We start from the raw sequence: 25,665 nt of genomic DNA, 5'->3' as shown, positions 1-25,665 counted from the left end.
GAGAAGGGATGAGCGCATTGGAAGGATGGGAGAAGCTAACGGAGGGTTGGGCTCCTTTAAAGGCGGAGGATTACTATCCGGTGAGCGGCAGCGGGGCGACGTTTTGGAAGTTGCTGCGCGAGGCGGCGGATGCCCGGTCCGAACTGGAGGTCATCCGAGCCGAGGGGGAACGGCTGTTAAGCTCCCCAGCGGAGGAGTTGACCTATTCGCTGTTTTCCTTGTTTCGAGTGCAGGGGTCACGGCTGGAGTATGAGCGGGTGTATTTTGAAAAACGGCGGAGGCTGAACACCTTCGCCTTCCTGTCTCTGCTTGAACCGGAGTCGAAGAGGTACGAAGCGGCGCTGTGGGATGCCGTCTGGGCAATCTGCAGCGAGTTCACCTGGTGCTTGCCCGCGCATGTGGATGACAAGCGAATCGTCTCGGAGACGATTGACCTGTTCGCGGCGGAGACGGGGTTTGCGCTGGCCGAGCTGTCTTTGCTGCTGGGCGAGCGTCTGCCGGAGCTGCTGCGCGTGCGGATCGCCGAGCTGGTGGAGGAGCGGCTGTTCCGTCCTTTTCTTGAGAACGGTCCCTACCACTGGGAGGAGCTGACGAACAATTGGTCGGCGGTTTGCGCCGGCTCGATTGGTTCAGCTGCGCTGCTGCTGATGGAGAAGGAGCAGGATCACGCCAGGCTGGCGCGGATATTAGAGAAAACCGAGCGCAGCATGGGGTTCTATTTGCAGGGCTTTGGCGAGGATGGCGCTTGTCCGGAAGGGCTGGGATACTGGAATTACGGGTTCGGGTATTTCGTTTATTATGCCGACCTGCTGCTGAAGCGAAGCCGGGGCCAGCGGGATTGGTTCCGCGAGGACAAGGTGCGGCGAATTGCCGGGTTCCAGCAAAAATGCTTTCTGGGCGGACGGCTGGTCGCCAACTTCTCCGATACACAGCCGTACGGCAGCGTTCATCCGGGGCTGTCGCATTACCTCGCGGAGCGGTACGCGGAGGTGGAAGCTCCGCCCGCCGCGCTCTATGCGGATTACCGCGAGGATCACTGCAGCCGCTGGGCGCCGGCGCTGCGCAACTTGATTTGGCGGGACCACGCGGCGGCGGGAGCGGCAGAGTGGAGGGACGGCGACTTTACGTTTGAGGACGCCGTCTGGCTGATCTCGCGATTTACCGCCGCGGCGGGGACGTTTGGGTTTGCAGCGAAAGGCGGGCATAACGGCGAATCGCATAACCACAACGACCTGGGGCATTTCATGTTGGCGGGCGGGGGCGAGTTTTTCCTGTCCGATCTCGGGTGCGGGGAATACACGCGGAATTATTTTGGCGAGGCCAGGTATATGTATGATTGCAACGGATCGCAAGGGCATTCCGTCCCGCGGATTAACGGGCATTTGCAGCAGGAAGGTGAGGAAAGAGGGGCTTCGCTCATCCGTTGGGAGACGTCGGAGGAAACCTGCGGTTTGGAACTGGAGCTGTCCGGGGCCTATGAGGACGAACAGCTGAGGTCCTTCAAGCGAAGCTGGGTTTGGACCAAGACGGATCTGCCTAGCCTGTCGCTTCGGGATGAATTTGCGTTTATCGAAGCGCCGGGAAGCTTGGTGGAGCGGTTCGTGACTCCGATTCGGCCAGAGGTTGCCGGTCCGGGAATCCTACGCTTCGCCCGCGCAGGGCTTGCGCTGGAGCTGCATTACGACCCGGAACAGCTGGAAGCCGAGGTCGAGGAGCGGACCTATCGGGATCACTACGGGAAGGATACGGTCTGGTTTGCGCTGGATATTCGGGTTCGCCAGCCGCAGGTTGGGATGGGGATCGACTTTCTTTTCAAATTCGTCACGCACTAGGAGCAGGAGAATGGAGGAACGAATTCAGATGGGGAACGAAAGGGTATGGGTGGAAGAGGCCTGGGCGAAGTCGCTGGACAAAACGCTGCGGAATACAGCGCGCATCGGCTCGGGGTTTCCGCACGCCAGCCAGGGCGGGGTTTATGATTTGGCTGAGCCGGCCTGGTGGACGGCGGGGTTTTGGCCGGGAATGTTATGGTTGTTGTATGAGGGAAGCGGCCGGGAGGAATTAAAAGCGCTGGCACAAGCCTGCGAGACTAAACTGGACGAGGTGCTGGACGGTTATGTGCGGCTGGACCACGACCTCGGGTTTATGTGGACGTTAACCAGCATCGCTGCTTATAAGCTGACGGGGAGCGAACCCTCGCGGATTCGGGCGCTGAAGGCGGCGAACTATTTGGCGGCGCGCTTTAACCTGAAGGGGCGTTACATTCGGGCGTGGAATCCATGGAAGGAAGGCGAGCGGAACGAAGGGTGGGCGATTATCGATTGCTGCATGAACCTGCCATTGCTGTTCTGGGCGTCTCGCGAAAGCGGCGATCCGCGGTTTGCGCATGTCGCCGAAGCGCATTTGGATACGGTGCTCCATCACTTTGTCCGCGATGACGGCTCGGTTTATCATATCGTGGTATTTGATCCGGAGACGGGCGAGCGGGTTGGGCCGCAGGGTGGCCAGGGGTACGCGCCGGAGTCGGCGTGGTCGCGCGGGGCAGCGTGGGCGATTTACGGCTTGACGTTAGGCTTCCACCATACCGGCAAGCCGGAGTATCTGTCCGCCGCGTTGCGGGTGGCGGACTTCTTCCTTAGCCAGCTGCCGGACGATCACGTGCCGGCTTGGGATTTCCGCGCGCCGGAAGAGCTGCGCGATCTGAGGGACTCGTCCGCCGGCTCCTGTGCGGCCAGCGGCCTGTTGCTGCTGGCGGAGAAGCTTGGCGGTGCAAGCGCAGGTGCAGATGTTGGTGCGGTCGCGGCTGCGTCTGCGGCGAAGTACCGTGAAGGAGGCGAACGCATCCTGAAGTCGCTGTACGAGAACTACGGTGCCTGGGAGGACCCGGTGGAGGAGGGCTTAATCCTGCACGGGACCAGCAATTATCCGCAGGGCACCAACATCGACGTGCCGTTGATTTACGGCGACTATTTCTTCGTGGAAGGCCTCGCCCGGTTGAGGGTGGGCGGACCAACGTATTGGGAATAGCACGCGAAAAAAAACGGGGCTGCCCCAAAGGCCATAGATGATGGCATTGGGGCAGCCCTATTTTTATGGCGATAGCTTCTCCTACTCTTACTACTCTATTCCACGTAGAACACTTCCGCGCTTGGATGTTCCCCGTAATTTCCAAACCCTTTACCAAACAGGGTTAAGCCGCCCGGATAGCGGGCATCCGGTTCAACGGACAAGCGGAACGTCCACTGCTTTTGCCGGATATCGATGTCGCGAAGCGTGACCTCCGACATTTTTAACCCGTCCATATATGTCCCGTCTGCCGTTATCCGCAGCCGCTTTAACAGTCCATATTGATTCGCTTGTCTCGGCCACCAGTCCGGGGTATATTTGCCCAGCTGATCCCCGTAGTCGCCGGGACTCGTCCAGGTGCCCAGCTGTTTCCCATTCAAGGTGAACGTAATATCGGATGGATAATCCTCCTTGGTTCCCGGGGCTTCGGATGCGATCTCCATCGTAAAGACCAGCTCCTCGGGCTCTTGGCTGGACAGCAGGTAATTGGGGGTTTTGTATTCGATAAATCCCGTGCCGAACCACAAAATCGCGGCATGAATCCGCTCCGGATCCCAGAAGTACCGGGGATCGTCAAAGCTGCCGATGATCTTGCCGGTCGTTGCGATTCCGCAGGTCGGCTCGATGTGAAAATCGGAGTAATGCCCGACCGGGATTTCGACTCGATAGCTTTTACGTTCGGCTGTTGCCTGCGACGGAAACAGAATTTCCGCGCCAAAGACGGCGAGCGAGCAAATTTTCTGAAGGCCGCTTTTACCGGGGGCCATTTGGGTGGCGACCAGCCCGCATTCGGACAGCTTGCGTACGTGCATGGTCATGATCGCGCTGGATAACCCGACGGCGGCGGCCAATTCCTTAATGTTCATCGGGCGGTTGGCTAACAGCCGCAGGATGCGCAGACGAACGGGACTCGACAGCGCTTCGTATACGGGCAGCGATTGTTCAGTTAGATCAAGTTTCAAAGTTCTCCCACCTTACCCGAAGTAAAATTAATCATTATATTAACGAAAAGTCCGGGGTTTGACAAGCATAACCATGCTTCCCTGGCTTTATGAAAATCGTTTGACGAATGGCCGCCATGCCGCCTATAATATTAGTGGTATAGTTACTTGATTAATATTTATATTAACTAAGGGGTGAAACTACGAGATGCCATTACAAGGGGTACTAAACGCCGATGCCGGCAAAGGAACGATTAACCGCAACATTTACGGGCATTTCTCTGAGCATTTGGGGCGCTGCATTTATGAAGGGATTTGGGTGGGAGAGGATTCCCCAATCCCGAATACAAACGGTATTCGCAACGATGTTGTGGAAGCGCTTAAGAAGATTCGGATTCCGGTGCTGCGCTGGCCGGGGGGCTGTTTTGCCGATGAATATCACTGGAAGGATGGGATCGGGCCCAAGGAAACGCGCAAACGGATGATCAACACCCATTGGGGCGGCGTGGTGGAGAACAACCACTTCGGGACGCATGAGTTTATGGAGCTCTGCCGGCAACTGGACTGCGAGCCTTACATCAATGGCAACGTTGGCAGCGGAACGGTACAGGAGATGTCGGAGTGGGTTGAGTATCTTACCTTCGGCGGCGTATCGCCGATGGCTGAATTGCGGGCTGAAAATGGGCGCAAAGAGCCGTGGAAAGTCACATACTTTGGCGTGGGGAACGAGAACTGGGGCTGCGGCGGCAATATGCGTCCGGAATATTATGCGGACGAGTACCGCCGGTATCAGACCTACGTCCGCAACTATGACGACAACCGGATTCACCGGATCGCCTGCGGGCCAAACTCGGGTGACTACAACTGGATGGACGTGTTGATGCGGGAAGCCGGACGGTTTATGGATTCCATCACGCTGCATTATTACACACTGCCAACCGATAACTGGCAGGATAAAGGTGCGGCGACCGGGTTCGACGAGCGCGCCTGGTTTACCACGCTGAAGAAGGCGCTTCACATGGATGAACTAATCACCCGCCATCGCACAATCATGGATAAATACGATCCGGAAGGCCGGGTTGGGTTGATCGTGGATGAATGGGGGACCTGGTACAACGTGGAGCCGGGAACCAACCCGGGATTCCTGTATCAGCAAAATACGATGCGCGACGCGCTTGTCGCCGGGCTGACGCTGAATATTTTTCATAAACATAACCAGCGGGTGCGCATGGCGAATATCGCCCAGACCGTCAACGTGCTCCAGGCCGTTATCCTGACAGAAGGCGAGAAGATGCTTCTGACGCCAACGTATCATGTGTTCGACATGTATAAGGTTCACCAGGATGCGGAGCTGCTGGATCTTTCACTGGATATGGGCAGTTACAAGCTGGACGAAGAAGAGATTCCTGCGGTGACCGCCACGGCGTCGCGCGATGCGCAAGGGAAGATCCATCTCAGCTTCTGTAACCTGCAGCACCATGCGGAAGCACAGGTTGTGATCGACGTTCGGGGCTTGGAAGGGAACGGCCTGGCGATTACGGGTTCGACTTTGACAGGCGATCGGATCGACGCCCATAATACGTTTGTGCAGCCGGAGGCCGTGAAGCCGCAGCCGTTCGAGTCGTTTCAGCTGAGCGGCGGGATGTTGACCATCAACCTGCCGGCCATGTCGGTAACGACGCTGGAACTGGTGGCGAGGGGCTAACGTCGGATGGCGATGGCAGATACCTCATGCAAAGCCTGCCGGGACGACTACCGGGTCACGGATGAGCAAATCCAGCGCTTGCTGCAGACGACGGCGTTTGCGCCTGAACGACGAGTAACTGAGGCGCAGTATCGGGAGCGGCTGCGTACTTGCGAAGCTTGTCCCAAGCTGATGGACGGGATGACCTGCACGGCCTGCGGGTGTATCATCCCGGTCGTTGCCTGGTTAAAGGAGCGGAATTGCCCGCTGCCGGGCGGCGGGTTATGGGCAGGAGACCAGGGTTGAATCAAAGAGGGCTTCGACTTTTCGTTTGCAGGGTGGGGAACCTTGCGCGGAAAGGCGAAGCCTTTTTTTCGGAGATATGAGATAGAGGAGCTTAACCGGACGATTTGACTTCCTCCAGCAGCTCCTTCGAATTGTTCCTGACGTTTCCCACGGCCGTCGATACCGGGTAAGCCCGCATTTTGGCGCTCTCGTAGGGTTGGAGTAGCTTCAGCAGCGCCTGCGCGTCTGCGTTGTCCCGGGCCAGCCACTCAGCTTCATGCTCGGGACGTAGAATCGCGGGCATGCGAGTATGGATCTCGGCCATCAGCGAATTGGGCTCCGTGGTGATGATGGTGCAGGTGGCCAGCTTGTTTCCTTGCGGGTCGCTCCAAATATCGTACAAGCCCGCAAAGGAGAAGAAGCCCCCGTCCTTCATCACGATCCGAAAAGGCTGTTTGCCCCCGGCCCGCTGCTGCCATTCATAAAAACCGTCGGCAGGGATCAGGCAACGCCGGGACGTCAGCAGCTTGCGAAATGCTGGCTTCTCCGTGAGCGATTCGGCGCGGGCGTTGATCATGCTGCCGCCGATCTTGTCCTCCTTGGCCCAAGACGGCACCAATCCCCAGCGCAACTCGCCCAGCCGATGGCCCTCCTTGCCGGAAATGACGGCGGGAATAAACTGCATCGGTGCTACGTTGTAATTCGGGGCGAACTTCGCCAGCCGGTTTTCAAAGATCAGATACCTGACGATCAGCTCGTCCAAAGGAAGCGTAATGGTAAAACGGCCGCACATGGGGGTACCCTCCATCGTATTGGATTGATCTATCACCATTGTAATCGATTTGTTTGCGGGCATACCAGTTCCATGGATATACACCTACACCGTTTGGCCGCCTTTCTTATGTTAATCAGGTTAGTCAGATGTAAAAGTGCAGTTCATTTCCTCCAAAAGTGAGTTTTCGGGCTGCTTAAATGCAAAAGTACAGTTCATTTTGGCCTATTGACGTAGATTCCCCGGTATTTGGTGATGATCAAATGCACTTTTACATCTCAAGGAGGCAAATCAGCCGATTTTAGCGGAATTCAACTGTACTTTTACATCTCGCAAACTTCCGGCCGGGGCTAATCTACATCGTCACATTCCTGCAACAAATTTCCAAACCAGTGTGCAACTTTTCCACCTACTGCTTCGTTTAACCGATATAATGATCAGTTCCGGTTCTTTCAAACCACACCATAACGAAAGGAACTAATAACCATGAATCAACGTAAAAGCAGAACTTGGATGAAATTAACCCTCGCTGCCGCCATACTGGCCGCACCTCTAGCTATATCGTTGCCGGTTCCGCAGGCGGAAGCCGCAGCTAAAGCGAAATACACAGTTTCTCCTCAACCCTTCAGCATCGAAGGGGCCAAGAAAACGATCAAAACCATCAATCTCAACGGCACGACGTATATCGCTTTGCGTGATTTGAGCAACGGGCTGGGGCTGGGCATCAACTTTGATAATGCAACACAGGTGGCGAAAGTTACCGGCAAAAACCGGGTGTTGGAGATCGATCTGAATGCCTCCTCTTTTAAGTTAAATGATCAGCTTCTTTGGGCGACTTGGGGACCGGAGTTAGTCGTTCAGGATCACACAACCTATTTGCCCTTGCGCTTCATTCTCGAAAAAATGGGGTATGACGTTGGCTATGATTCCTCCACGAAGCTCATTGCCCTTCAAGCCATTCAAGAGAACGACGTGAAGATCAGCGCGAAGGAGATTGGGGCAGACGGGGACGGGAAATCGCTACACGCTTATTATCCGGTCCTTTCCGGATTAGCCGATAGCGGGGTTCAGCAGAAAATCAACACCTTCCTCAAGGAAGAAGCGGATAAGTATATTGCCGCAGCGGCGAAGGAAATGAGTCCGGCCGTTCAGGAAAACAACGAGATTCTCAAAAAGAACCCAAACGAGTCGGTGCGTCAGCCTAGTTTTGATGGGCGCTTCACCGTGACGTATAACGAAAAAGGCCGGTTAAGTCTCTATGTAGATTATTATCAAGACCTTGGGGGAGCGCATGGGATTACGTTCCGCGTTCCGTACACATTTGATTTGTCGACCGGCAATGTGTTGACCTTAAATGACGTAACAAACAACAACGCAAATTATGTATCGATTATCAACAGCAAGATCAAGGCTGAAATCAAAGAACGAGAGCTGGCGCTGATTAGCCCGTTTGAATCGATTGAAGAGGATCGCGACTTTTTCCTGAATCGGAACGGGGTTGTCATTTACTTTTCCCTCTATGAATATACGCCTTATGTGGCAGGGATACCGGAATTCGTCATTCCTTACGCCGCTTTTCAATAACAATTCTATAGGCGCTCTAGCTCGCCCCGGGTCGATATCTTATCGATTCGGGGCTTTGTTTGGGAGAGGAGGAACTTCGGTCAAAGCTGAAGAATATGTATTTTTAGTAAAGGACGACAAACGGGGAGATTGCCATGGAAAAAGTGGGGTTGGTGTTAGGCGGCGGGGCAGTACGGGGACTCGCTCACTTAGGCGTGTTGAAGGCGTTCGAACGGCACGGCATCCCGGTGGATGCGATCGTGGGCACCAGTATGGGCGGCGCGATCGGAGGCTTGTATGCTGCGGGTATTCCGGCGGGGGACATTGAGGACTTGCTGTACCACACACCGAAATACCGGCTGATGGATTTGGGAATCCGCCAAAGAGGGCTGATCGGCGGGAATAAAATCTACCAAGCCGTTCACGAGCTGCTCCGGCAGCATGGCAAAGAGGAGCTGAAGATTGAGGATTTTCCCATTCGGTTTAAGGCGGTAGCTGTTGATTTGATGCAGGGCAAGCAGGTCATCCTGGATCGCGGTGATTTGGGGACGGCGCTGCGGGCGACGACGGCGTTTCCGGGGGTATTTGCTCCGTTGGTGCGGGAGGATCAGGTGCTAGTCGACGGCGGAGTGCTGAACAATTTGCCTGTACAGGAGTTGAAGCGGAAGGACGTAGGGTTGATTATTGCGGTGGACGTTACCCGAGAACACGAGAAAAAGCCGCCCCGCAACATGATCGAGGTTGTATATCGCTCCTATAGTCTGATGACCGCCGAACGTAAGCATACCAGCCTGCGGTTGGCCGATATCGTCATCCGTCCAGATGTCGGGCATGTGTCCGCGTTTGACTTCTCCAAAATGCCCGATTGCATCAAAGCGGGCGAGGAGGCGGCGGAGTGCATGATGGAAGAGCTGAAGGCGGAGGTAAGGCGGGTGAAGCCGGGGTTCCTTTGAAGTCAGCGGCTTCATTTCTAACACTGGAATCAGAAGAAGAACAAAACTGGGGGAGTCACATGCGATGCATCACGATACGGCAACCATGGGCGACGTTGATTGCGATTGGGGCCAAACGGTTGGAGACGAGGAGCTGGAAAACAAATTATCGCGGGGAGCTTGGCATTCATGCCGGCAAGCAGGTGGATCGGAAGGCCTGCGAGACGGAGCCGATTCGATCCCTTTTAGCGGCGCATGGTTATACGTCTGCTGAGTATTTGCCGATGGGTGCAATCGTAGCTGTCTGTCGGTTGAATGACTGCCTTCCGGTAATGCTTAACGACGGACAGACCGCATGGTTAGGCGAAGGGGAACGGCGATTGGAAGCCGCAGGGCAGGAATACCGGTTCGGCGATTTCGCGCCGGGCCGGTACGCCTGGGAATTGACCGAGTTGTGCCGGCTTGCGGAGCCGATTCCTGCCCTCGGCAAACAAGGCTTATGGAACTGTTGAACATTATACTTTAAGATCCAAGTGCTTTCCGAGCGTCGGATGAGGTTGGCTTTGCGACATCATTTGCACGATATTTTGACCCTGGATTTCGGCCTGGTTTTTGGCCATGCTCAGCACGCGGATGCCAACGGCTTGAGAAAGCGCGTTTTGGCTCATAGCTACAGACGCTGCTGCAATATCCATCATGTCACCTCCTATTCATTTTGTATCGGCTTTTGGGCGGCAAACGATAAACTTTTCCAGCATGAATCGCCTACGACCGCTGGGTCTGCGACGGCAAAGGATTAGGACATGAAATTTTAAGCTGATCTTCAGGTTTCTGTAATGTTCCTTTAAGGAACCGGTGCTATTCTTTAGATACTCCCTCTTCTTAATTGATATATACATGAAGAAGCCACCCCGAATAGGGGTGGCTTCTTCCTTTTTTCATAGGCAGTTCAAAAAGTCATCTTCCGATCACGGAGTTATTTCAGAGAAGAGGAAGCGGCATCGAATCTTGAACTCAGCCGGGTCATCCGTTGCTCACGTACCTCCATGTACGCTCCGCTACTCAGCCCCTAGGTTCGTCCAACCTTCTCGGTACTCGAAACCTAACTTTTTGAACCTTCAGTAAAATAAGGTAGTTCAAAAAGTCATCTTCCGATCACGAAGTTATTTCAGAGAAGAGGGTCGGCGTCGAATCTTGAACTCAGCCGGGTCTTCCGTTGCTCACGTACCTCCATGTACGCTCCGCTACTCAGCCCCTAGGTTCGTCCATCCTTCTCGGTGCTCGAAACCTAACTTTTTGAACCTTCACTAAAATAAGGTAGTTCAAAAAGTCATCTTCCGATCACGAAGCCATTTCAGAGAAGAGGAAGCGGCATCGAATCTTGAACTCAGCCGGGTCTTCCGTTGCTCACGTACCTCCATGTACGCTCCGCTACTCAGCCCCTAGGTTTTGGCGTTTGAACCGAGAGTGTTAAAGAGCTAACGGACCTAGGAGGCGTTATTTCTACACTTCACAGGTGTTCTCTGCTGTAACGGAACTAGATGACCTTATTTTGGGTAAAAGCAGCTTATTTGCTGGGATTAGAGCCCAATAAGGGCCCTGAGGTCCGTTACAGCGGGAAATCGCCGGGAAATGGGTGAATAAGGTCTCTGAGGTCCGTTAGGAAAAGAAGGGCGTGCCGAGCCGAGAAGATCCGAACCAAGCTGAGCATAACGTGCTGAGTCTAGCCCCAGCCTTCCGATTCGAGCTCGGCCCAGCCATCCGAGCCAAGCTCAGCCATACCAAGCTGAGTCGAGCTCAGCCTAGCCGAGCCAAACTCAGCTCAGTCAAGCTCAGCCAAACTAAGCCACGCTTAGCTTAACCCCAGCCAAGCGCGGCCTAGTCTAGTCAAATCGTTACTCCGATTACTTCAAATCTTCGATCGAGCTGATGTTCATGTAGGCCGGGACGACCAGGCCGGTTTTGACGCCGGTCATGTTAGCGCCGAGATCGTCCAGCTGTTCGCCGTATTTGTCCCAGTAATCGGCATGGGTGAGCGGCAACCAAGCCGCTGCCGTTGCATCGACGTCACCGCTGGCGACACCAGTCCACATTGGGCCGGCTTCAACTTGGAGGGATTCAACGTCATAACCCAGCTTGCTTTCAAGCACGTATTCCAGCAGGTTGGTGCTGGCGATCTCCGAATCCCAAGCGACATAGCTCAACTTGAGTTTGTCGCCATCTACCGGCGTCAAGCCTTCGGTCCAGCTGTCAACGCGGTCCGTGTGCGCATCTGCCCAGGCTGTGGCGGCTTCCGCCGGGTCCTGGCCTTCCTGGATAGCCGTCATGATCTCGCCCATCTCATCCGACGTCCACTCGAAGCGATCGAGGAATTCATAGGCGGTTGGATGGTCGTCCTTCAAGCCTTTCCGCGCCACCGTGTGAATTTCTTCGGCTTCGCCGTAGACCTTTTGCGGATCCTCCAAATATTTCAGATCGTATTTGGCGAACATCCAGTGTGGCGTCCAGCCGGTGATGATGATCGGCTTTTCGGCTTTGACCGCTTTGTCCAGCATCGCTGTCATGGCTGCACCGGAGCCTTCAATCAGGTTCCAGCCATCCAAACCGTAGGTTTCGATCGCTTGGCTGGTCGCTTTCATGATTCCGGCACCAGGGTCAATGCCGATGATTTCGTAATCGACTTGCTCGCCGACGGCTCCAGCAGAGGCGTTACCCGCCCCGTTTGCCGAAGCATCCGGCGTGTTGTTTGTACCGCCAGCTGTAGAATTGTTCGCTTGCCCGCAGGCGGACAACGCCAACATGCCCACCAATCCTGCCAGCACCATCAACTTCCTCGTCATTTTCATTTTCATCTTAATCTCCCCTTTGTGTTTTGGATTTAAACAGGTTTTGCGTAAAACGGTCGAGCACAATCGCCAGAACGACTACCGCCAGACCAGCCTCAAACCCTTGCCCGATTTTCAACTGGGTGACCGCCCGGTAAACGGTGGCCCCAATGCCCTGCGCACCGATCATCGAGGCGATAACGACCATCGACAACGACAGCATGATCGTCTGGTTCACCCCGGCCATCAAGGTCGGCATGGCGAGCGGCAACTCCACCTTAAACAGCTTCTGCCACGACGTGGAGCCGAAGGCGTTGGCGGCTTCCGTTAGCTCGCCGGACACTTGCTTAATACCCAGATAAGTGAGCCGGATCGTCGGTGGGATGGCGAAGATCACCGAGGCGATGACCCCGGGAACGACGCCTAGACTGAAAAACGTCACGGCCGGAAGCAGATAGACGAACGCCGGCATCGTCTGCATGAAATCCAGCAGCGGCGAGACGATGCGATGAACGACCTTGCTGTAGGCGCTCCAGATGCCAATTGGAATGCCCAACAGGATTGAAATCAAGCCGGAGGTGATCACCAGGCCTAACGTGTTCATCGTCTCGGTCCAATAGCCCAGGTTGTCGATCAGCAGAAAACCGATAACAGTGAACAGAGTCAGCTGCCATTTTCCAATCAAATAAGCGATGATTCCGATGATGGCAATAAAGAGCAGGGGATGCGGCAGAAGAAACAATCCGGCGAAAAAGTCAACGATCGTTTCGATCGTCAAGGACAATCCGTCGAAAAATCCCCCAAGCGTACGCTCCATTCCGTCGACCAGCGACTCAATCCACTCGGCTAACGGCAATTTCGGTATGGACTTCATCCGGGCTCACCTCCTTGGCTTCATGATGTTCTCCGGCCAGGGCTCCCAGCACGGCGCCGCGTACGATGACGCCAAGCAAGCGTTCTTGCTCGTCAACGACAGCCAGCGGAACCTTGGAAGAGCTGGTGACCTCAAAAAGATCGCTCAGTACGGTATCCGGAGCCACACGGGGGCCGTCTGTAATGAGGATGTCCTCCAGGCCGGCACCTGATTTGGCGGCGCGTGAGGCGTCCTCGGCCGTAATTACGCCAAGCAGGCGTTTGCCCCGGTCGATGACGAACAGGTTGGAGATGCCCCGCTCTCGCATCAGCTCAAGCGCAACGCGAGGTCCCCGATCTAACGTGACCGTTTCCGGCCGGCGCATGACGCGGGCTGCGGTTAACACCTTGGACAGATCCACGTCCTCGATAAACCGCTCGACATAACGGTTGGCCGGGTTCATGAGCATTTCCTCCGGCGTGCCGATTTGGACGAGCGCCCCATCCTTCATCAAGGCGATCCGGTCGCCAAGACGGAGGGCCTCATCCAAATCATGCGTAATGAAGACGATCGTTTTCTTCATCTTCTCCTGCAGCTCTAGCAGCTCGTCTTGCATGTCGCGGCGAATGAGCGGGTCCAGCGCGCTGAACGCTTCGTCCATCAGCAGGATTTCCGGATCATTGGCCAGCGCACGGGCCAAGCCGACCCGTTGCTGCATGCCGCCGCTCAACTGATCCGGCATCTTAAGCTCCCAGCCCTTCAAGCCGACGAGCTCCAGGGCTTGCATTGCTTTGTCGCGGCGTTCTTTTTTCGCGACCTTCTGGATTTCCAGTCCGTATTCCACGTTCTGCAGGACAGTCCGGTGCGGGAATAAGGCGAACTTCTGGAATACCATGCTGATCGATTTACGTCGAACCTCGCGGAGTTCGGCTTTATTCATTTTGCGGAGGTCCCGGTCATGCAGCAGAATCTCGCCGGCTGTAGGTTCAATCAATCGATTGAGCATGCGAACCAGCGTCGATTTACCGCTCCCGGACAAACCCATGATGACGAAAATCTCGCCTTCGCGGATGTCCAGGCTGACCTGTCCGACGCCAACGGTGATGCCTTTTTCCTTCAACAGGCGCTCTTTAGTGTAGCCTTGCTTTAATAGAGGCACCCCCTGCTCCGCATGAGGGCCAAATAGTTTGCTAACTTCACGTACTTGTAATAATGGCTGATTCATAGATTCACTCCTTTTCTAAATCCTCGAGCTCCCCCTTCGATACGCCTTCGCGGCAACCAATCACTTAGCGAGTTCATATCGCATCAATCCGTGATGTAAGTGTAACAAAGCCCCCATTCATAACGCAAAGATGAAAACCGTACGTAAGGAACGTACAGAAAAAACTGAACGTAAAGAACCTCCGGATAACTCCGGAATCCTCCCAAATGCTACCTAGGCAACTTCTTTACTTTTGGGCTTGACTTTCTTAAGATAGAATAAGCGTTGAGCCGCACGCGACTTAGATTCGCGGAACAACGCGCGACAGCCGGAGAGTTTTTTTGCAAATGAATAGGAGGTTGCAAGCATGAGCTTGGACCAGCTCACCGATGAGCAGCAGGCATTATTAATGAAGGTACGCAAGCGCGTGATCGAAGCGATCGGGCGGAATATGGACTTGTATGGAGTTTCTTTATCGACAGGACATTTGTATGGTCTGCTCTTCTTTGCCGACAAGCCGATGACCCTCGACGAGATGGGCATGGAAATGAAAATGAGCAAAACCAGCATGAGCACGGGAGTCCGCACCCTGCTGGATCTCAAAATGGTTAATAAAGTGTGGGAGAAAGGCTCCCGCAAGGACTTATATGAAGTGGAGTACGATTGGTACCAGACGTTTACGGACTTTTTCGCGATCAAATGGAGAAAAGCGGTGGAGAGCAACATTCTGGTGCTGCGCCGCTCGATTGACGAATTGACCAAAGCGATGGCGGAGGAAGCGGAAGGACCGCTCCGCCGGGTGCTGGAGGAAGACGTACGCAAGATGAAAGAAACGATCAAGTATTACGAATGGCTGGACCGGTTGATCGATACGATGGAAAGCGGAGAGATTTACAAGCTGGTACCGAAAGAAACCGAATAGCTCCCCATATAAAAAAAGAAACGCTTATCCCAACAGCGCCGTCAGGCGGTGCCGGGAATAAGCGTTTTTTTGCGTTAATAAACCCCGATATCGTCGAGCATCAGCTTGGCGGAGCCGCCGCTGAGGCGGAAAGCCAATCTCCGGATGCCGGTGTCCGGAGCAAAGTCCGGGTCGGCGGCGGCGAAGTCCGCCAGGGACAGGCGGTAGGTCTGATAGACCGCTTCCGTCGGATGCTTGTATTTGCCGCCGGACAGGTGACGTTCCAGCCAAGGATGGATCGTAAACGAGGTCACGGGGAGCGGCTCGGCATCCATGAACCGCGCCAACGGCAGCCGAACAGAGGTGCCATTGCCGTCGGTCAGCTCGATCTCCAGTGTGACGGTGCCCGAAGCCAAGGCGGCATCCGGCGTATCGCCGTCCTCTAGCTCGAAGCTGCGGTCGGTCAACGAGAACGCCAGCGCCTCCGGTTTGCCTCCGACCGGGAGGGGAGCGCCGTGTTCCCAGGTCAGCGCGTAAGTGGAAGGCTCGTCGCCGTTTTGCCGGCGTTCCAGGACGATCCCACGCGACGGCTTGCCGCCGTTTTGCCGGTTTTTCGCATCTTCTTCCTTCCAGGACAGGGCGCTGGCCTCCGCTTTGCCGCCGCCCGGCAGCGTCATCCGGTTCGAATCCTCGTCGTAGCGGGCCCATGCGGCGAACGCACCGCTCTCAAACCGGTTGTAATAGGCGGTATCCGGGAGCCAGGCTGAACCGGTGCGGTAATCCTGCAGCAGCGGGAGGTAGTTGTAGTCGTTGGCTCCGGACACTCCGCCGCGCAGTGTTTCCTCGAAGAAAGCCGAGAGATACACTTTGGCGATGCTGCGCTGCTCGTTAGGCGACAGCATCCCGTTGCGGCTGAGCAGGATGCCTTTTGGATAGCTGACATCGCGGCCGCCCCAGCTGCTGTTGAATTGGCTGTGATTGGCGTCCCCGATGTACAGCGAAGCTTTAAATCGGCTTCCGCCTTGCGAGTAACTCGTCCGCATATACTGCCGATCGCCGTCAAAGTCACTAACGTCGCCGTCCCGCGCGCCTTGCAGCGTCAAATAGCTGACATCCTTCAGTTGGGTGAACTTCCCGTCCACCTTCTTGTCGGTGGGGGCAATGGCGGCGACCGCTTCGATCCGGAAGGAGGCTAGGCTTTGCATCAGCTCGGCGTCGTCCCCGAACCAGTCCTTGTAATCCGCGGCCATCGCGACCGCTTGGCCGCCACGGGAATGGCCGGCCAGGCCAACGCGGGTAAAATCAATTTTGTTATATAACGGGTTGCCGGGCTCAGCGGCAAAAGTGCCGATCTGCTGCAAATGCTTCAGCAAGATCCAGGCCCGGACCTTCATATCGTTGTCGGGAATTCCCGTCCACACGGAATAATTCAGGAAGTTCTCATCGATGGAGACGGCGATAAAACTACGGCTGGCCAGCAGTTCCCCGAGATAAGCGTACCCATCGTCGGAGAAATCCTCCATCAGGTGGTTGCCGTGAACGATCAGGACGAGCGGGAATTGGCCTTGGCCCTCAGCGCCGGTGCCTCCGTCGGTTCGTCCATCTACGCTCGCCTCGGCCGCCGCGGGCATCCAGACTCTTCCGTTCAGCGGCAACGCGCGCTGATTAAAGCCCCAATAGGCGGTCCGATAGACCGACCACTTTTTGATATAAGCCGAGGCATCTACGGCCTCGGAGGTGATATCGACCGCTGCGCCATATTCCGGCTGCCAAGCGTCGTTCCCGCTGCCGTACGTCAAGGTCGACACTTCATAGGGGCCCGGCTCGGCGGGGCTCTCTAGCTGGTCGGCCAGGCTGGGCACGGCCGGAGCGGGGGCTTCGGGTAACCGCCAAACACTTCGTCCGCGGCTTCGCCGGAGATGGCGACGGTGGCCCCTTTTTTGATCTCCCGGCAAAATAACAGCCCGGCGGCGATCCCCGCCAGGCTGATTCCTCCGGCCACGACCGCCGACGCGGCCGCGGAGACCTCGTTATAGTTGAAGATCACGAAAACGGCGGCAAAATCAAACAGCACCGCGCCCGTAAACAGACGGGGGATCGGCACGCCGATCAACGCCAGCAGCAGCGCGGCGGTGTGGGCGGTCAGGTACAGGCCCAGCGTTCCGGCCAACAGGAACAGCAGCAGGTCGACCGCGGTGCCAAGCCCGGTCGGCATGCCCAACGCCAGCAGGCCAAACGCGAACATGCCGGCCCCCCAGGGGCCGGCAACGGCGGACCGCCAAAAGGCGGTATCATATCGGTAAGCGTTCCGGAGTCGGCGAGCGATCCGGTAGCGCCATTTCGGCTTGCTCGACAACAGTTCGGTAACAACCTGAAGTTCCATAGTTTCCCCCAAAGTCGTATTCTCTCTCCTCTACCCCCATTGTATCATGGGCGGGGGGACGGGAGAACAGGGGAATGCAGGGTTCGACTACAGAACTATCCTTTATGGCTCGGGCGCGAGCGGAAACGGACGGTCGACCACACGATCAACAGGGCGAGCACAGTCAAGCAAACGCCGATGCTGATTCGATTTTGCGCATCAAACAGGAACAGCAGAGCAATCACGGATAAGCAAACCACGGTCAGCCCCGTAATATAGGGGAAGCCCCAGACCTTAAAGCTAGGTGTCACCGGATAACGCTTGCGCAGCTTCAACTGGGACAAGCAGATCGTAATCCACACGAGCAGCACGACAAAGCCGGGCACAGCCATCAACAGGCGGAACAAACCCGCTTGATTAAACACGGCGAGCATGGAGCCAAGGATCAGGACGATACCGCTGAGGATCAAGCTGTTGATCGGAACGCCTTTGGCCGAAATCCGCGCCAGCCCGGCCGGCGCTTCGCCTCCGGTAGCCATGGAATGGAGCATCCGGGTTGCGCCGTAAATACCGGAATTGGCTGCGGACAAGACGGCTGTAATCAGGATGAAGTTCATCAGATGCGCCGCACCTTGCAGTCCCGCCGATGTCAGCACCTGGACAAACGGGCTGGTCTGTTCGCTGAGACTGTTCCACGGAACAAGACCGCAAATGATCAAAATCGGCAAGGTATAAAACAACACCACGCGCAAAATAAAGTTTTTGACCACCCGGGGCAGCACCTTTTCTGCGTCCTTGGCTTCCGACAAGGTGAGTCCGATTAGCTCCGAGCCGCCGTAGGAGAACATAACGACCAGCAGCGCCGAGAAGATCGCCGTCCAGCCGTTCGGGAAAAAGCCGCCATAGTCGCTGTAATTATGCGGAAACGGCGCTTCGGAACCGGGAAGGAGACCAAACAGCATGGCTGCGCCAAGCAGGATAAAGACGATGATCATCGCGATTTTGATCCCGGCGAGCCAAAATTCAAATTCGCCATAGCCCCCTACACTCATCATATTTACCGCCAGAATAAAGACCGCGCTGGCCAAGCTGAGTACCCACAGCGGGACATCCGGCAGCCAGAACTGGAGGAAGCTGCCGGCGGCGATCACTTCGATCACGCAGACCGCCAGCCACATGAAGCAATAAAGCCAACCCAAGATAAAGGAGATGCGTTCGCCAAACGCTTCCCGAATAAAATCCTTCATATTTCGGCCGGGATATGCGGTCGCCAGCTCAGCAATGGCGCCCATGACGACCAGCAGCAGCAATCCGGCGAAGGCGTAAGAGAAGATCACGCCGGGACCCGCCAGGCTAACCGTCTCGGCGCTGCCTTTGAAGATTCCCGTACCGATGACGCCCCCCATGGCCATAAAGCTGATGTGGCGGGGCAGTAGTTTTTTTTGCAGCGTAGTAGGTTCAGATTTCACGTAAATAAAGCCCCCTAAACAGAAGTTAAATCTTTCGAAATGCCCAAAAATGCAACACGGACTAATATTACACCAATTCCCCGCTTGGAGGAAATGAAATCATAGCCGATTGATTTTTATCAGATTTCGTTGATTGGTCAGGTAGGCAGGCGCCCGAAGGCCAAGATACAATTATTCTCAAGACGAATAATGCGTAAAGGGGAGAAGCGTTATGGCCCGGCTGTCCGCCGATCGGCAAATGAAACCTGCCCTGCCGCCTATGCCATATAAGAGAAGGAATCACGGAGTCGCACGTTTTTTCAGGCAAATCGATCTGCAACTGATGGTGCTCCCGGCGCTTGCCCTGATTTTCGTGTTCAGCTATATCCCGATGTATGGGGTCCTGATCGCTTTTCAGGATTACAAGATCGGACACAGCTTTACCGGCAACCCTTGGGTGGGCTGGAAGCACTTTGCTTACTTCTTTCACTCACCGGAATTTTATACCGTCATGCGCAATACGATCGTCATCAGCCTGCTGAAGTTCTGCATCGGTTTTCCGGCGCCGATCCTGTTGGCCTTGATGCTAAACGAAGTGCGAAAAATGGTATTCAAGCGCGTGGTACAGACGATTACCTACTTGCCGCATTTTATGTCCTGGGTTATTCTCGGCGGCCTGGTCGCCTCGATGCTCGCGACGGACAACGGCAGCTTGAACCTACTGCTGGAGCGGCTGAACCTCATTCAAGAGCCTATTAATTTCCTTTCCTTGCCTGAATATTTCTGGGGCATCCTCATCACGACCAACGTCTGGAAGGAGATCGGCTTTGGTTCGATCGTGTATCTTGCGGCGATCGCCGGAGTAGATCCGCATACGTACGAGGCGGCTTCCATCGATGGAGCCAGCCGTTTTAAACAGATTTATTTGATAACGCTTCCATCCATTATGCCGGTGATTTCGATCTTTATGATTTTGGCGATCGGCAATTTGCTTAGCGCCGGCTTCGAGGACATTCTCGTGCTAGCGGTGAATCCGGCCCTGCGGGATGTCTCCGATGTGATCGATACGTATGTCATCCGCGTCGGGATCAACAACTACCGATATTCCTACGCCACCGCCGTCGGATTGTTCAAAGCGGTCGTCAGCGTTGGGCTGCTGACCATCGCCAACTATGTAGCCCGCAAATCCGGCAACAGCTTATGGTAAGCAGGAGGAGGTGATCGCGATGTACAGCAGCAGAGGCGACCGGGTAATGGTTGGATTCATTTATTCGTTTTTGACGCTTTTTGCCCTCTCTACGTTGTATCCGTTCCTGAATGCGATCGCGATATCGCTGAACGAGGGATTGGATACCGCCAGAGGCGGGATCACGCTATGGCCGCGGGTTTTTACGCTGGAGAACTATGAAGTGGTGTTCCAGGACGAGCGGCTGATGTCGGGTTTCCTGGTGTCCGTGGCGAGGACGGTTGTCGGAACGCTTACCGCCATTTTGGCGACGGCGATCTTTTCCTACGGCATGACGAAACGCGAGCTGATGGGTCGTAAAGCTTACATGCTGATGTGCATCTTTACGATGTATTTTTCCGGCGGGCTGATTCCGACCTTCCTGCTTATCCGCAATCTAGGGATGTTTAATTCGTTTTGGGTTTACATTATTCCCTCATTGATTGGGGTTTGGAATATGATTATCTTCCGGACTTTCTTCCAGGGGCTCCCACAGGGGCTGGAGGAATCGGCGAAAATCGACGGCTGCGGGAATTGGGGCACCTTGTTCCGCATCGTGCTGCCCCTGTCGGGACCGGTGATCGCCACATTGTCGCTGTTTACGGCGGTGGGGCATTGGAACGAGTGGTTCGTGGCCAGCATTTACATCTCCAAAGAGGAGCTCCTGCCAATCCAGACGATTCTAAAGCAAATTCTTGCCTCCAATATCGTATCCGAGCAGACGGCCAATCTGGACGCGGCGGCGCAGGCGCATCTCGCGCAGGCCAAAACCGTAACCAGCAAATCGTTGTCGATGGCCACGATGATGGTGGCTACGCTCCCAATCGTACTGGTTTATCCGTTCGTGCAGAAGTATTTTGTGAAAGGGGTTCTGGTCGGATCCCTGAAGGAGTAGCGGGTGGCGTTTGAAGCAGAATGCTCTGCTTTAAACATAAATAAGGAAAGGGAAAGGGGATAAAGCGTCGCATGAAAAAAAGGGGAACACGTTTGAGCTGGCTGATGGCCGTAGGCCTCGTGCTCGTCCTGTTCGTCGCCGGATGCTCCGGCGGAGGCGGGGGCAATAATGGGGGTGGCGATGCCGCCAAGACGCCAACCGGCAACGAGGGGAATGCGGGGACAAATCAGGCGGAATCCGCGGAACCGCAGCTGTATGAGCTAGGCAAGGAGCCGTTGGATTTTACGTTCTACGGCAACTATGACTGGTACACGATGCCTAAGTGGGGCGCTGACGAGACAACCGCCTGGGTGAAGGACAACAAGAAGGTGAATATCACCGAAATTCCAAACGGCGGCAATACGGTGCAAAAGCTAAACACGATGATCGCTTCCGGCGACTTGCCCGACGTGATCTGGGGAGAACGCGGTGCGGATGTGGAGCGGCTGCGCGAAGCGGGGCTGCTGGTGCCTTTGGATGATTACATCGACAAGTATCCTAACCTGAAGCAATGGCTGGATCCGAAAGCAATGAACATGCTGCGCTCTTCGGACGGCAAGCTGTATCAATTCCCGAACTGGTATACCAACCGCCCGAACGGCAACGCGGGCTGGGTCGTAAACAAGAAGATCTATGCGGAGCTGGGCTCGCCCAAGCTGGAAACGACCGAGGATCTGTACGCTTACCTGAAGCAGGTGAAGGAGAAATATCCGGACGTGGTGCCGATGGAAACGGACCTGGCCAGCGAAGGTCACGGCCTGGATCAGATCTACTCCGCATTTAAAGAGGATAACTTAAGCTTTACGCGTTATTTTGCCGTGCCGAGCGGCGACACGATGACTTCTATCTATAAGGATGAAGCCTACCGCGAGTCGGTTGTTTATGCGGCGAAGCTGTTCCGCGAGAAGCTCATCACGCAGGATGCCATGACGCAAACGAGGGATCAGGTACAAGAAAAGCTGATGAACGGCAAGGTGGCGGTGTACGCTTCTTCGAACCCAACCCTCTACGCCATGCAGGCGCATGCGGCCTTGTCGCAGAAGGATCCGGATGCCGGTTATTTCATGGTATGGCCGATTCACAAAGAAGGGTTGGACAAAAACAAAATTTATCCCGGCACCTACAACATGCTTGGCTGGAATGCTGCGGTCATTACGACCAGCGCCAAAAACCCGGAAGCGATCTTCGCCTTCCTCGACTGGTGGACCGGTCCCGAGGGGATGCGGCTGCAGATGTGGGGCGTTGAAGGCGAGTTCTGGCAAGGGCTGGAGGCCGACGGGGTAACGCCGAAGTTTACCGAAAACTATACGAAAAACAAAGAAAAGCTGGCCGATTACCAAGCGAAGATGGACCCGGTGATGTGGGTTGGCAACACCGTGTATGTCGACGACATCAAGGGGAAATTCGAAGCGACGCTGCCGGAGAACGAACGGAACTGGTCGACCTATTGGCAGTATGAGATCACTTGGAAAACGCAAGGGGACGCAACGGAGTTCATCAATCTGAATCCGCTCCCGGATACCGAAGAGGGCATCACGTTCCAGAGCGCCAAGGACATCTGGCAGAAGGCCCGAGCCCAAGCCCTTTACGCCAAATCGGATGAGGAAGCGTTGGCCATCCTGGACAAAGCGCATGACGATACGATGTCCATCGGGTTCCAGAAGCTGCTGGATTATTACTCCAAGCGTTGGCACGAAAATTTGGAGATCATCCAAGGCAATTAACGGGATAGCAGGATATATGGGGAGGGGGCCTGGTTTTGCGGGTTCCCCTTTCTTGCATCCGCGCTGTTGCCGGTTCGGTCGGGCCGGGCCGAGTACAGCCATTTTCGCGAGTCTGAGTTCATTAGAGAATTTTCTCCGTTCTCAACCGCCTGGGGGGACGGGTATACTTAGGGATATACGGAGCTGAAACCGGACTTCCGCAAGGAAAAAGGGGGCTGACACGATCGTGTACAAGGTATTGCTTGCCGATGATGAGCATCTTGACCTGGAGGGCATGAGGACGTTTATTCCCTGGTCCGAGTTGGGGATGGAGGTGGTAGGGGCCGTCAGCAACGGCTTCTCGGCCTGCGAGCTGCTAGAACGTCAAGCGGTGGACATTTTGGTCACGGACGTGAACATGCCGAATATGTCGGGACTGGAGCTGGCACGCCGGGCGATGGACCGGAAGCCGGATGTCCGGGTCGTATTTGTCAGCGGACACCAGGATTTTCATTATGTTAAGCAAGCGATTTCATTAAAGGCATGCAGTTATGTGCTGAAGCCGATGGATGACGACGAGCTGGTTGCCTCGCTAAGGCAAATTACCCTTGAGCTGGAGTACGAAGCTCATCGCAAACGGACGGAGGAGCAGTACCTGAAGATGATGCAGGCGCTGGAGGCGCAGGAAGGTCGAGGCGACAAGGCGGAGGACATCCGAGGACGGCAGGACGAACCGGTGGCGATGCAGTCCGGGGATATGCCGGGCTGCAGCCGATTGGTCCGTGAAATCGTAGCTACGATGCAGGCGCGCCTCCACGAGAACCTGACCTTGAAGAACATCGCCCAGCAGTTTGCTTTTTCCCCAAACTATTTGGGGCACTTATTTAAGGAAGAAACCGGTCAAGGCTTCAGCGAAATGCTGACCGAGCTGCGGATGAATCGGGCCCGTGAGCTGCTGAAGGACCCGAAGGTGAAAATCTACGAGGTCGCCGGTCAGGTCGGGTATCGTTATATGCCTTATTTCAGCCGGCAATTTAAAGAGACCTTCGGGATGACGCCGATGGAATTCCGCAAACGGGAGTGAGCCGCCTTTGATGAAGATTCTCCGCGTTTCGTCAGCCCGATCGCCGCGTTACTTGCCTTTTGGTTACAAGCTGATGTTGACGTACCTCGTCTTTATTCTGATCCCGGTCCTTGCGATCGGCTATTTCTCTCATTCCCTCTATCAGGAGTCGATCCGCAAGCAAACCCGCAGCAACATTCAAGGTACGTTGCTGCAAATCCGCGATAACCTCGAATACAAAATAGCGGACGTGGAGCGCGTCTCCTCCATGCTGTATCACGATTACACGCTGGTAATGCAGCTGCGCAGCTACGAGGAGGGCTGGAGCAGCTATGAGCGCACGACGACGGTGCTTCAGCCGAAGCTCCATATCGCCTTAAACGCGACCGGGTTACATATGGCCATGTACGTCTTCCTGGAGAACGAAACGCTGCCGGAGATTTATCATGGTTCCTTTAACCATGAGAATCCGGATGCGCTTGAAGGCCATTACAACATCTATCATCTTCAGCGGATTCAGGACAAACCTTGGTATCGGGAGTTCCCGGAAGAAGAATATGGGGAAACGCTCGTATGGCGCGAGGTGGAAAAGGACCCGGAGTATGGCAGGATTTCGCTGCTGCGACGGCTGATCGACAGCGATAAGCCGCTTGTTTTGCAGGAAATCGGCTTCCTGCGGCTAAGCGTAAGAAATAGCGAGCTGTTCGAAACGCTCGATTACCGCAAGATCGGCGAGGGCAGCCAACTGCTGATTCAGGATGAGGCGGGAAGGACGTTGTACCAATCCGGCGGAAGCGAAGCGATCGGCGTTGGTGGAAGCCGGGAGAAGGCGTCCGAATATTTAACCATCCGGGAGGAGGTCGCCGGCCCGGGATGGGTGCTGACGGCCCGGGTCCCGCTTACGATTATGGAACAGGACTCCGCGAAGGTGCGTTGGTTCGTCACTTTGATCTGCGTGTTGTGCCTGATCGTGTTTACGTTTGCCGGGATGTTTATCTCCCGTTATTTCTCGATTCGGGTGACAAAGATCGTGTCGGTCCTGAACGCCTTCCGTGAAGGTGATTTACATAAACGGATGCGGTACCGGGGGAAGGACGAGTTCTCCCAGATCGCCTCCGCCTTAAACGAGATGGGCCATAATATCGAGCAGCTGATTGAACAGGTCTATCTGACCCAACTGGAAAAGAAAGAAGCGGAGCTGGAAACGCTCCAGGCGCAGATTAATCCGCATTTCCTCTATAATACGTTGTCCTCCATCAGCCGGCTGGCGAAGTTTGGGGAGATCGACAAGCTGCAGCGTATGGTGCTGGATTTGGCGAAATTCTACCGCATGTCGCTCAGCGACGGACGCACGATCATTCCGATACACAGCGAACTGGCTCAGGCCGAGGCGTATATCAATATCCAGCGCACGAAGTTTGGCGAGGCGGTGTCATTTGATTTTGAGGTCGACCCGACAATCTTCTCTTACGTGACGGTCAAGCTGGTGCTGCAGCCGTTTATCGAGAACACGCTGGAGCATGCCTGGTTTGGCGACCCGATTCACGTGCGCATTCAGGGCTATAAGGAAGGGCGGGACATCTGCTTAAAAATCATCGACGACGGGATCGGCATGTCACCGGAACGACTTCGGCAAATCTTCGATCCCGCTCCCGGGGCGGAGGCGGGCTTTGGCATAAGGAACGTGCATAGCCGGATTCAGCTGCATTTTGGCACGGCGTACGGGGTGAGGATTTTTAGCCGACCGGGGATCGGCACGACGGTGTTGATTCGGTTTCCGGCCGTCCCCGCCGCCGGGCGGATGCCGGATAGCTCTCGAGCTCCGGAATCGTCAGATCGCACGGATGCTAGCACGTCTTGACAGTTTTTAACTTCACGGGTTTTAATAGGGAGATAGTTTTGAA

At 55.4% G+C, this 25,665-nt stretch carries 20 protein-coding genes and 2 pseudogenes; 13 read left to right on the top strand and 9 right to left on the bottom strand.

Annotated features, from left to right (window positions below; genetic code table 11):
- Positions 1-8 precede the first annotated feature (8 nt).
- Positions 9-1,832 carry a heparinase II/III family protein gene (locus BN3277_RS22845; protein ID WP_059046652.1) on the top strand — a complete coding sequence of 608 codons (1,824 nt, stop codon included), beginning with the start codon at positions 9-11 and terminating at the stop codon, positions 1,830-1,832.
- Positions 1,833-1,860: 28 nt separating this feature from the next.
- Positions 1,861-3,027 (top strand): glycoside hydrolase family 88 protein, encoded by a 1,167-nt coding sequence (locus BN3277_RS22840; RefSeq protein ID WP_059047436.1) that lies wholly within the window; start codon positions 1,861-1,863, stop codon positions 3,025-3,027.
- A 95-nt stretch (positions 3,028-3,122) separates the two neighbouring features.
- On the opposite strand, the gene BN3277_RS22835 is transcribed toward BN3277_RS22840, so the two are convergent.
- Positions 3,123-4,028 carry an ArsR/SmtB family transcription factor gene (locus BN3277_RS22835; protein ID WP_059046651.1) on the bottom strand — a complete coding sequence of 302 codons (906 nt, stop codon included), beginning with the start codon at positions 4,026-4,028 and terminating at the stop codon, positions 3,123-3,125.
- Between the two features lie 187 nt (positions 4,029-4,215).
- On the opposite strand from BN3277_RS22835, the gene BN3277_RS22830 reads away from it, so the two are divergent.
- Together BN3277_RS22830 and BN3277_RS22825 are read left to right on the top strand one after the other, a co-directional pair.
- A complete protein-coding gene (locus BN3277_RS22830; protein ID WP_059046650.1) occupies positions 4,216-5,712 on the top strand; it encodes an alpha-N-arabinofuranosidase in 1,497 nt (498 codons plus the stop codon).
- Positions 5,713-5,718: 6 nt separating this feature from the next.
- Positions 5,719-5,997 (top strand): DUF6171 family protein, encoded by a 279-nt coding sequence (locus tag BN3277_RS22825; RefSeq protein WP_316244818.1) that lies wholly within the window; start codon positions 5,719-5,721, stop codon positions 5,995-5,997.
- Positions 5,998-6,088: 91 nt separating this feature from the next.
- Here BN3277_RS22825 and BN3277_RS22820 read toward each other — a convergent pair whose 3' ends face one another.
- Positions 6,089-6,769: an SOS response-associated peptidase gene (locus tag BN3277_RS22820; protein WP_059046649.1), complete on the bottom strand. Its 681-nt coding sequence runs from the start codon at positions 6,767-6,769 to the stop codon at positions 6,089-6,091.
- 465 nt (positions 6,770-7,234) lie between these two features.
- On the opposite strand from BN3277_RS22820, the gene BN3277_RS22815 reads away from it, so the two are divergent.
- The 3 genes from BN3277_RS22815 to BN3277_RS22805 all read left to right on the top strand — a co-directional run bounded on the left by BN3277_RS22815 (position 7,235) and on the right by BN3277_RS22805 (position 9,755).
- On the top strand, positions 7,235-8,332 hold the full coding sequence (locus BN3277_RS22815; protein WP_059046648.1) for a DUF3298 domain-containing protein: 1,098 nt from the start codon (positions 7,235-7,237) through the stop codon (positions 8,330-8,332).
- 134 nt (positions 8,333-8,466) lie between these two features.
- Positions 8,467-9,264 (top strand): patatin-like phospholipase family protein, encoded by a 798-nt coding sequence (locus BN3277_RS22810; protein ID WP_059046646.1) that lies wholly within the window; start codon positions 8,467-8,469, stop codon positions 9,262-9,264.
- Between the two features lie 59 nt (positions 9,265-9,323).
- Positions 9,324-9,755, top strand: coding sequence for an ASCH domain-containing protein (locus tag BN3277_RS22805; protein WP_059046644.1), 432 nt, complete (start codon positions 9,324-9,326; stop codon positions 9,753-9,755).
- Between the two features lie 3 nt (positions 9,756-9,758).
- Here BN3277_RS22805 and BN3277_RS22800 read toward each other — a convergent pair whose 3' ends face one another.
- The 4 genes and pseudogenes from BN3277_RS22800 to BN3277_RS22785 form a co-directional block, all read right to left on the bottom strand.
- Positions 9,759-9,941 carry a YjfB family protein gene (locus BN3277_RS22800; RefSeq protein WP_232436494.1) on the bottom strand — a complete coding sequence of 61 codons (183 nt, stop codon included), beginning with the start codon at positions 9,939-9,941 and terminating at the stop codon, positions 9,759-9,761.
- Positions 9,942-11,147: 1,206 nt separating this feature from the next.
- Positions 11,148-12,095, bottom strand: coding sequence for a glycine betaine ABC transporter substrate-binding protein (locus BN3277_RS22795; RefSeq protein ID WP_392396651.1), 948 nt, complete (start codon positions 12,093-12,095; stop codon positions 11,148-11,150).
- 15 nt (positions 12,096-12,110) lie between these two features.
- Positions 12,111-12,942 (bottom strand): annotated as a pseudogene (locus BN3277_RS22790) (ABC transporter permease); the annotation flags it as partial.
- Positions 12,902-14,146 carry a quaternary amine ABC transporter ATP-binding protein gene (locus tag BN3277_RS22785; RefSeq protein WP_059046640.1) on the bottom strand — a complete coding sequence of 415 codons (1,245 nt, stop codon included), beginning with the start codon at positions 14,144-14,146 and terminating at the stop codon, positions 12,902-12,904. The gene BN3277_RS22785 and the pseudogene BN3277_RS22790, both read right to left, overlap by 41 nt.
- 346 nt (positions 14,147-14,492) lie before the next feature.
- Between BN3277_RS22785 and BN3277_RS22780 the strand changes: the two genes are divergently transcribed.
- Positions 14,493-15,047, top strand: a complete 555-nt coding sequence (locus BN3277_RS22780) for a GbsR/MarR family transcriptional regulator (RefSeq protein ID WP_059046637.1) — start codon at positions 14,493-14,495, stop codon at positions 15,045-15,047.
- Between the two features lie 74 nt (positions 15,048-15,121).
- On the opposite strand, the gene BN3277_RS22775 is transcribed toward BN3277_RS22780, so the two are convergent.
- The 3 genes and pseudogenes from BN3277_RS22775 to BN3277_RS22770 all read right to left on the bottom strand — a co-directional run bounded on the left by BN3277_RS22775 (position 15,122) and on the right by BN3277_RS22770 (position 18,857).
- Positions 15,122-16,888 carry an alpha/beta hydrolase family protein gene (locus BN3277_RS22775; protein WP_187380115.1) on the bottom strand — a complete coding sequence of 589 codons (1,767 nt, stop codon included), beginning with the start codon at positions 16,886-16,888 and terminating at the stop codon, positions 15,122-15,124.
- A gap of 17 nt (positions 16,889-16,905) precedes the next feature.
- A pseudogene (locus BN3277_RS25635) lies at positions 16,906-16,986 on the bottom strand (asparagine synthase-related protein); the annotation flags it as partial.
- A 518-nt stretch (positions 16,987-17,504) separates the two neighbouring features.
- Complete coding sequence (locus tag BN3277_RS22770; protein ID WP_059046636.1) at positions 17,505-18,857, bottom strand: amino acid permease; 1,353 nt, start codon at positions 18,855-18,857, stop codon at positions 17,505-17,507.
- Positions 18,858-19,116: 259 nt separating this feature from the next.
- Between BN3277_RS22770 and BN3277_RS22765 the strand changes: the two genes are divergently transcribed.
- From BN3277_RS22765 to BN3277_RS22745, 5 genes are all read left to right on the top strand, one after another.
- Positions 19,117-20,043 carry an ABC transporter permease gene (locus BN3277_RS22765; RefSeq protein ID WP_392396658.1) on the top strand — a complete coding sequence of 309 codons (927 nt, stop codon included), beginning with the start codon at positions 19,117-19,119 and terminating at the stop codon, positions 20,041-20,043.
- Positions 20,044-20,062: 19 nt separating this feature from the next.
- Entirely contained in the window at positions 20,063-20,956 is an 894-nt protein-coding gene (locus BN3277_RS22760) for a carbohydrate ABC transporter permease (RefSeq protein WP_059046630.1), read from the top strand.
- Positions 20,957-21,027: 71 nt separating this feature from the next.
- Positions 21,028-22,719 (top strand): extracellular solute-binding protein, encoded by a 1,692-nt coding sequence (locus BN3277_RS22755; RefSeq protein ID WP_059046628.1) that lies wholly within the window; start codon positions 21,028-21,030, stop codon positions 22,717-22,719.
- A 226-nt stretch (positions 22,720-22,945) separates the two neighbouring features.
- Positions 22,946-23,782: a response regulator transcription factor gene (locus BN3277_RS22750; protein ID WP_059046627.1), complete on the top strand. Its 837-nt coding sequence runs from the start codon at positions 22,946-22,948 to the stop codon at positions 23,780-23,782.
- 10 nt (positions 23,783-23,792) lie between these two features.
- Positions 23,793-25,622, top strand: a complete 1,830-nt coding sequence (locus BN3277_RS22745) for a cache domain-containing sensor histidine kinase (protein ID WP_059046626.1) — start codon at positions 23,793-23,795, stop codon at positions 25,620-25,622.
- Positions 25,623-25,665: the final 43 nt, after the last annotated feature.

The organism is Paenibacillus rubinfantis (genome assembly GCF_001486505.1).
Taxonomy (GTDB): domain Bacteria; phylum Bacillota; class Bacilli; order Paenibacillales; family Paenibacillaceae; genus Fontibacillus; species Fontibacillus rubinfantis.
Note: the sequence above shows the minus strand (reverse complement) of the source record. Positions and strands in the feature narration are given on the sequence as shown.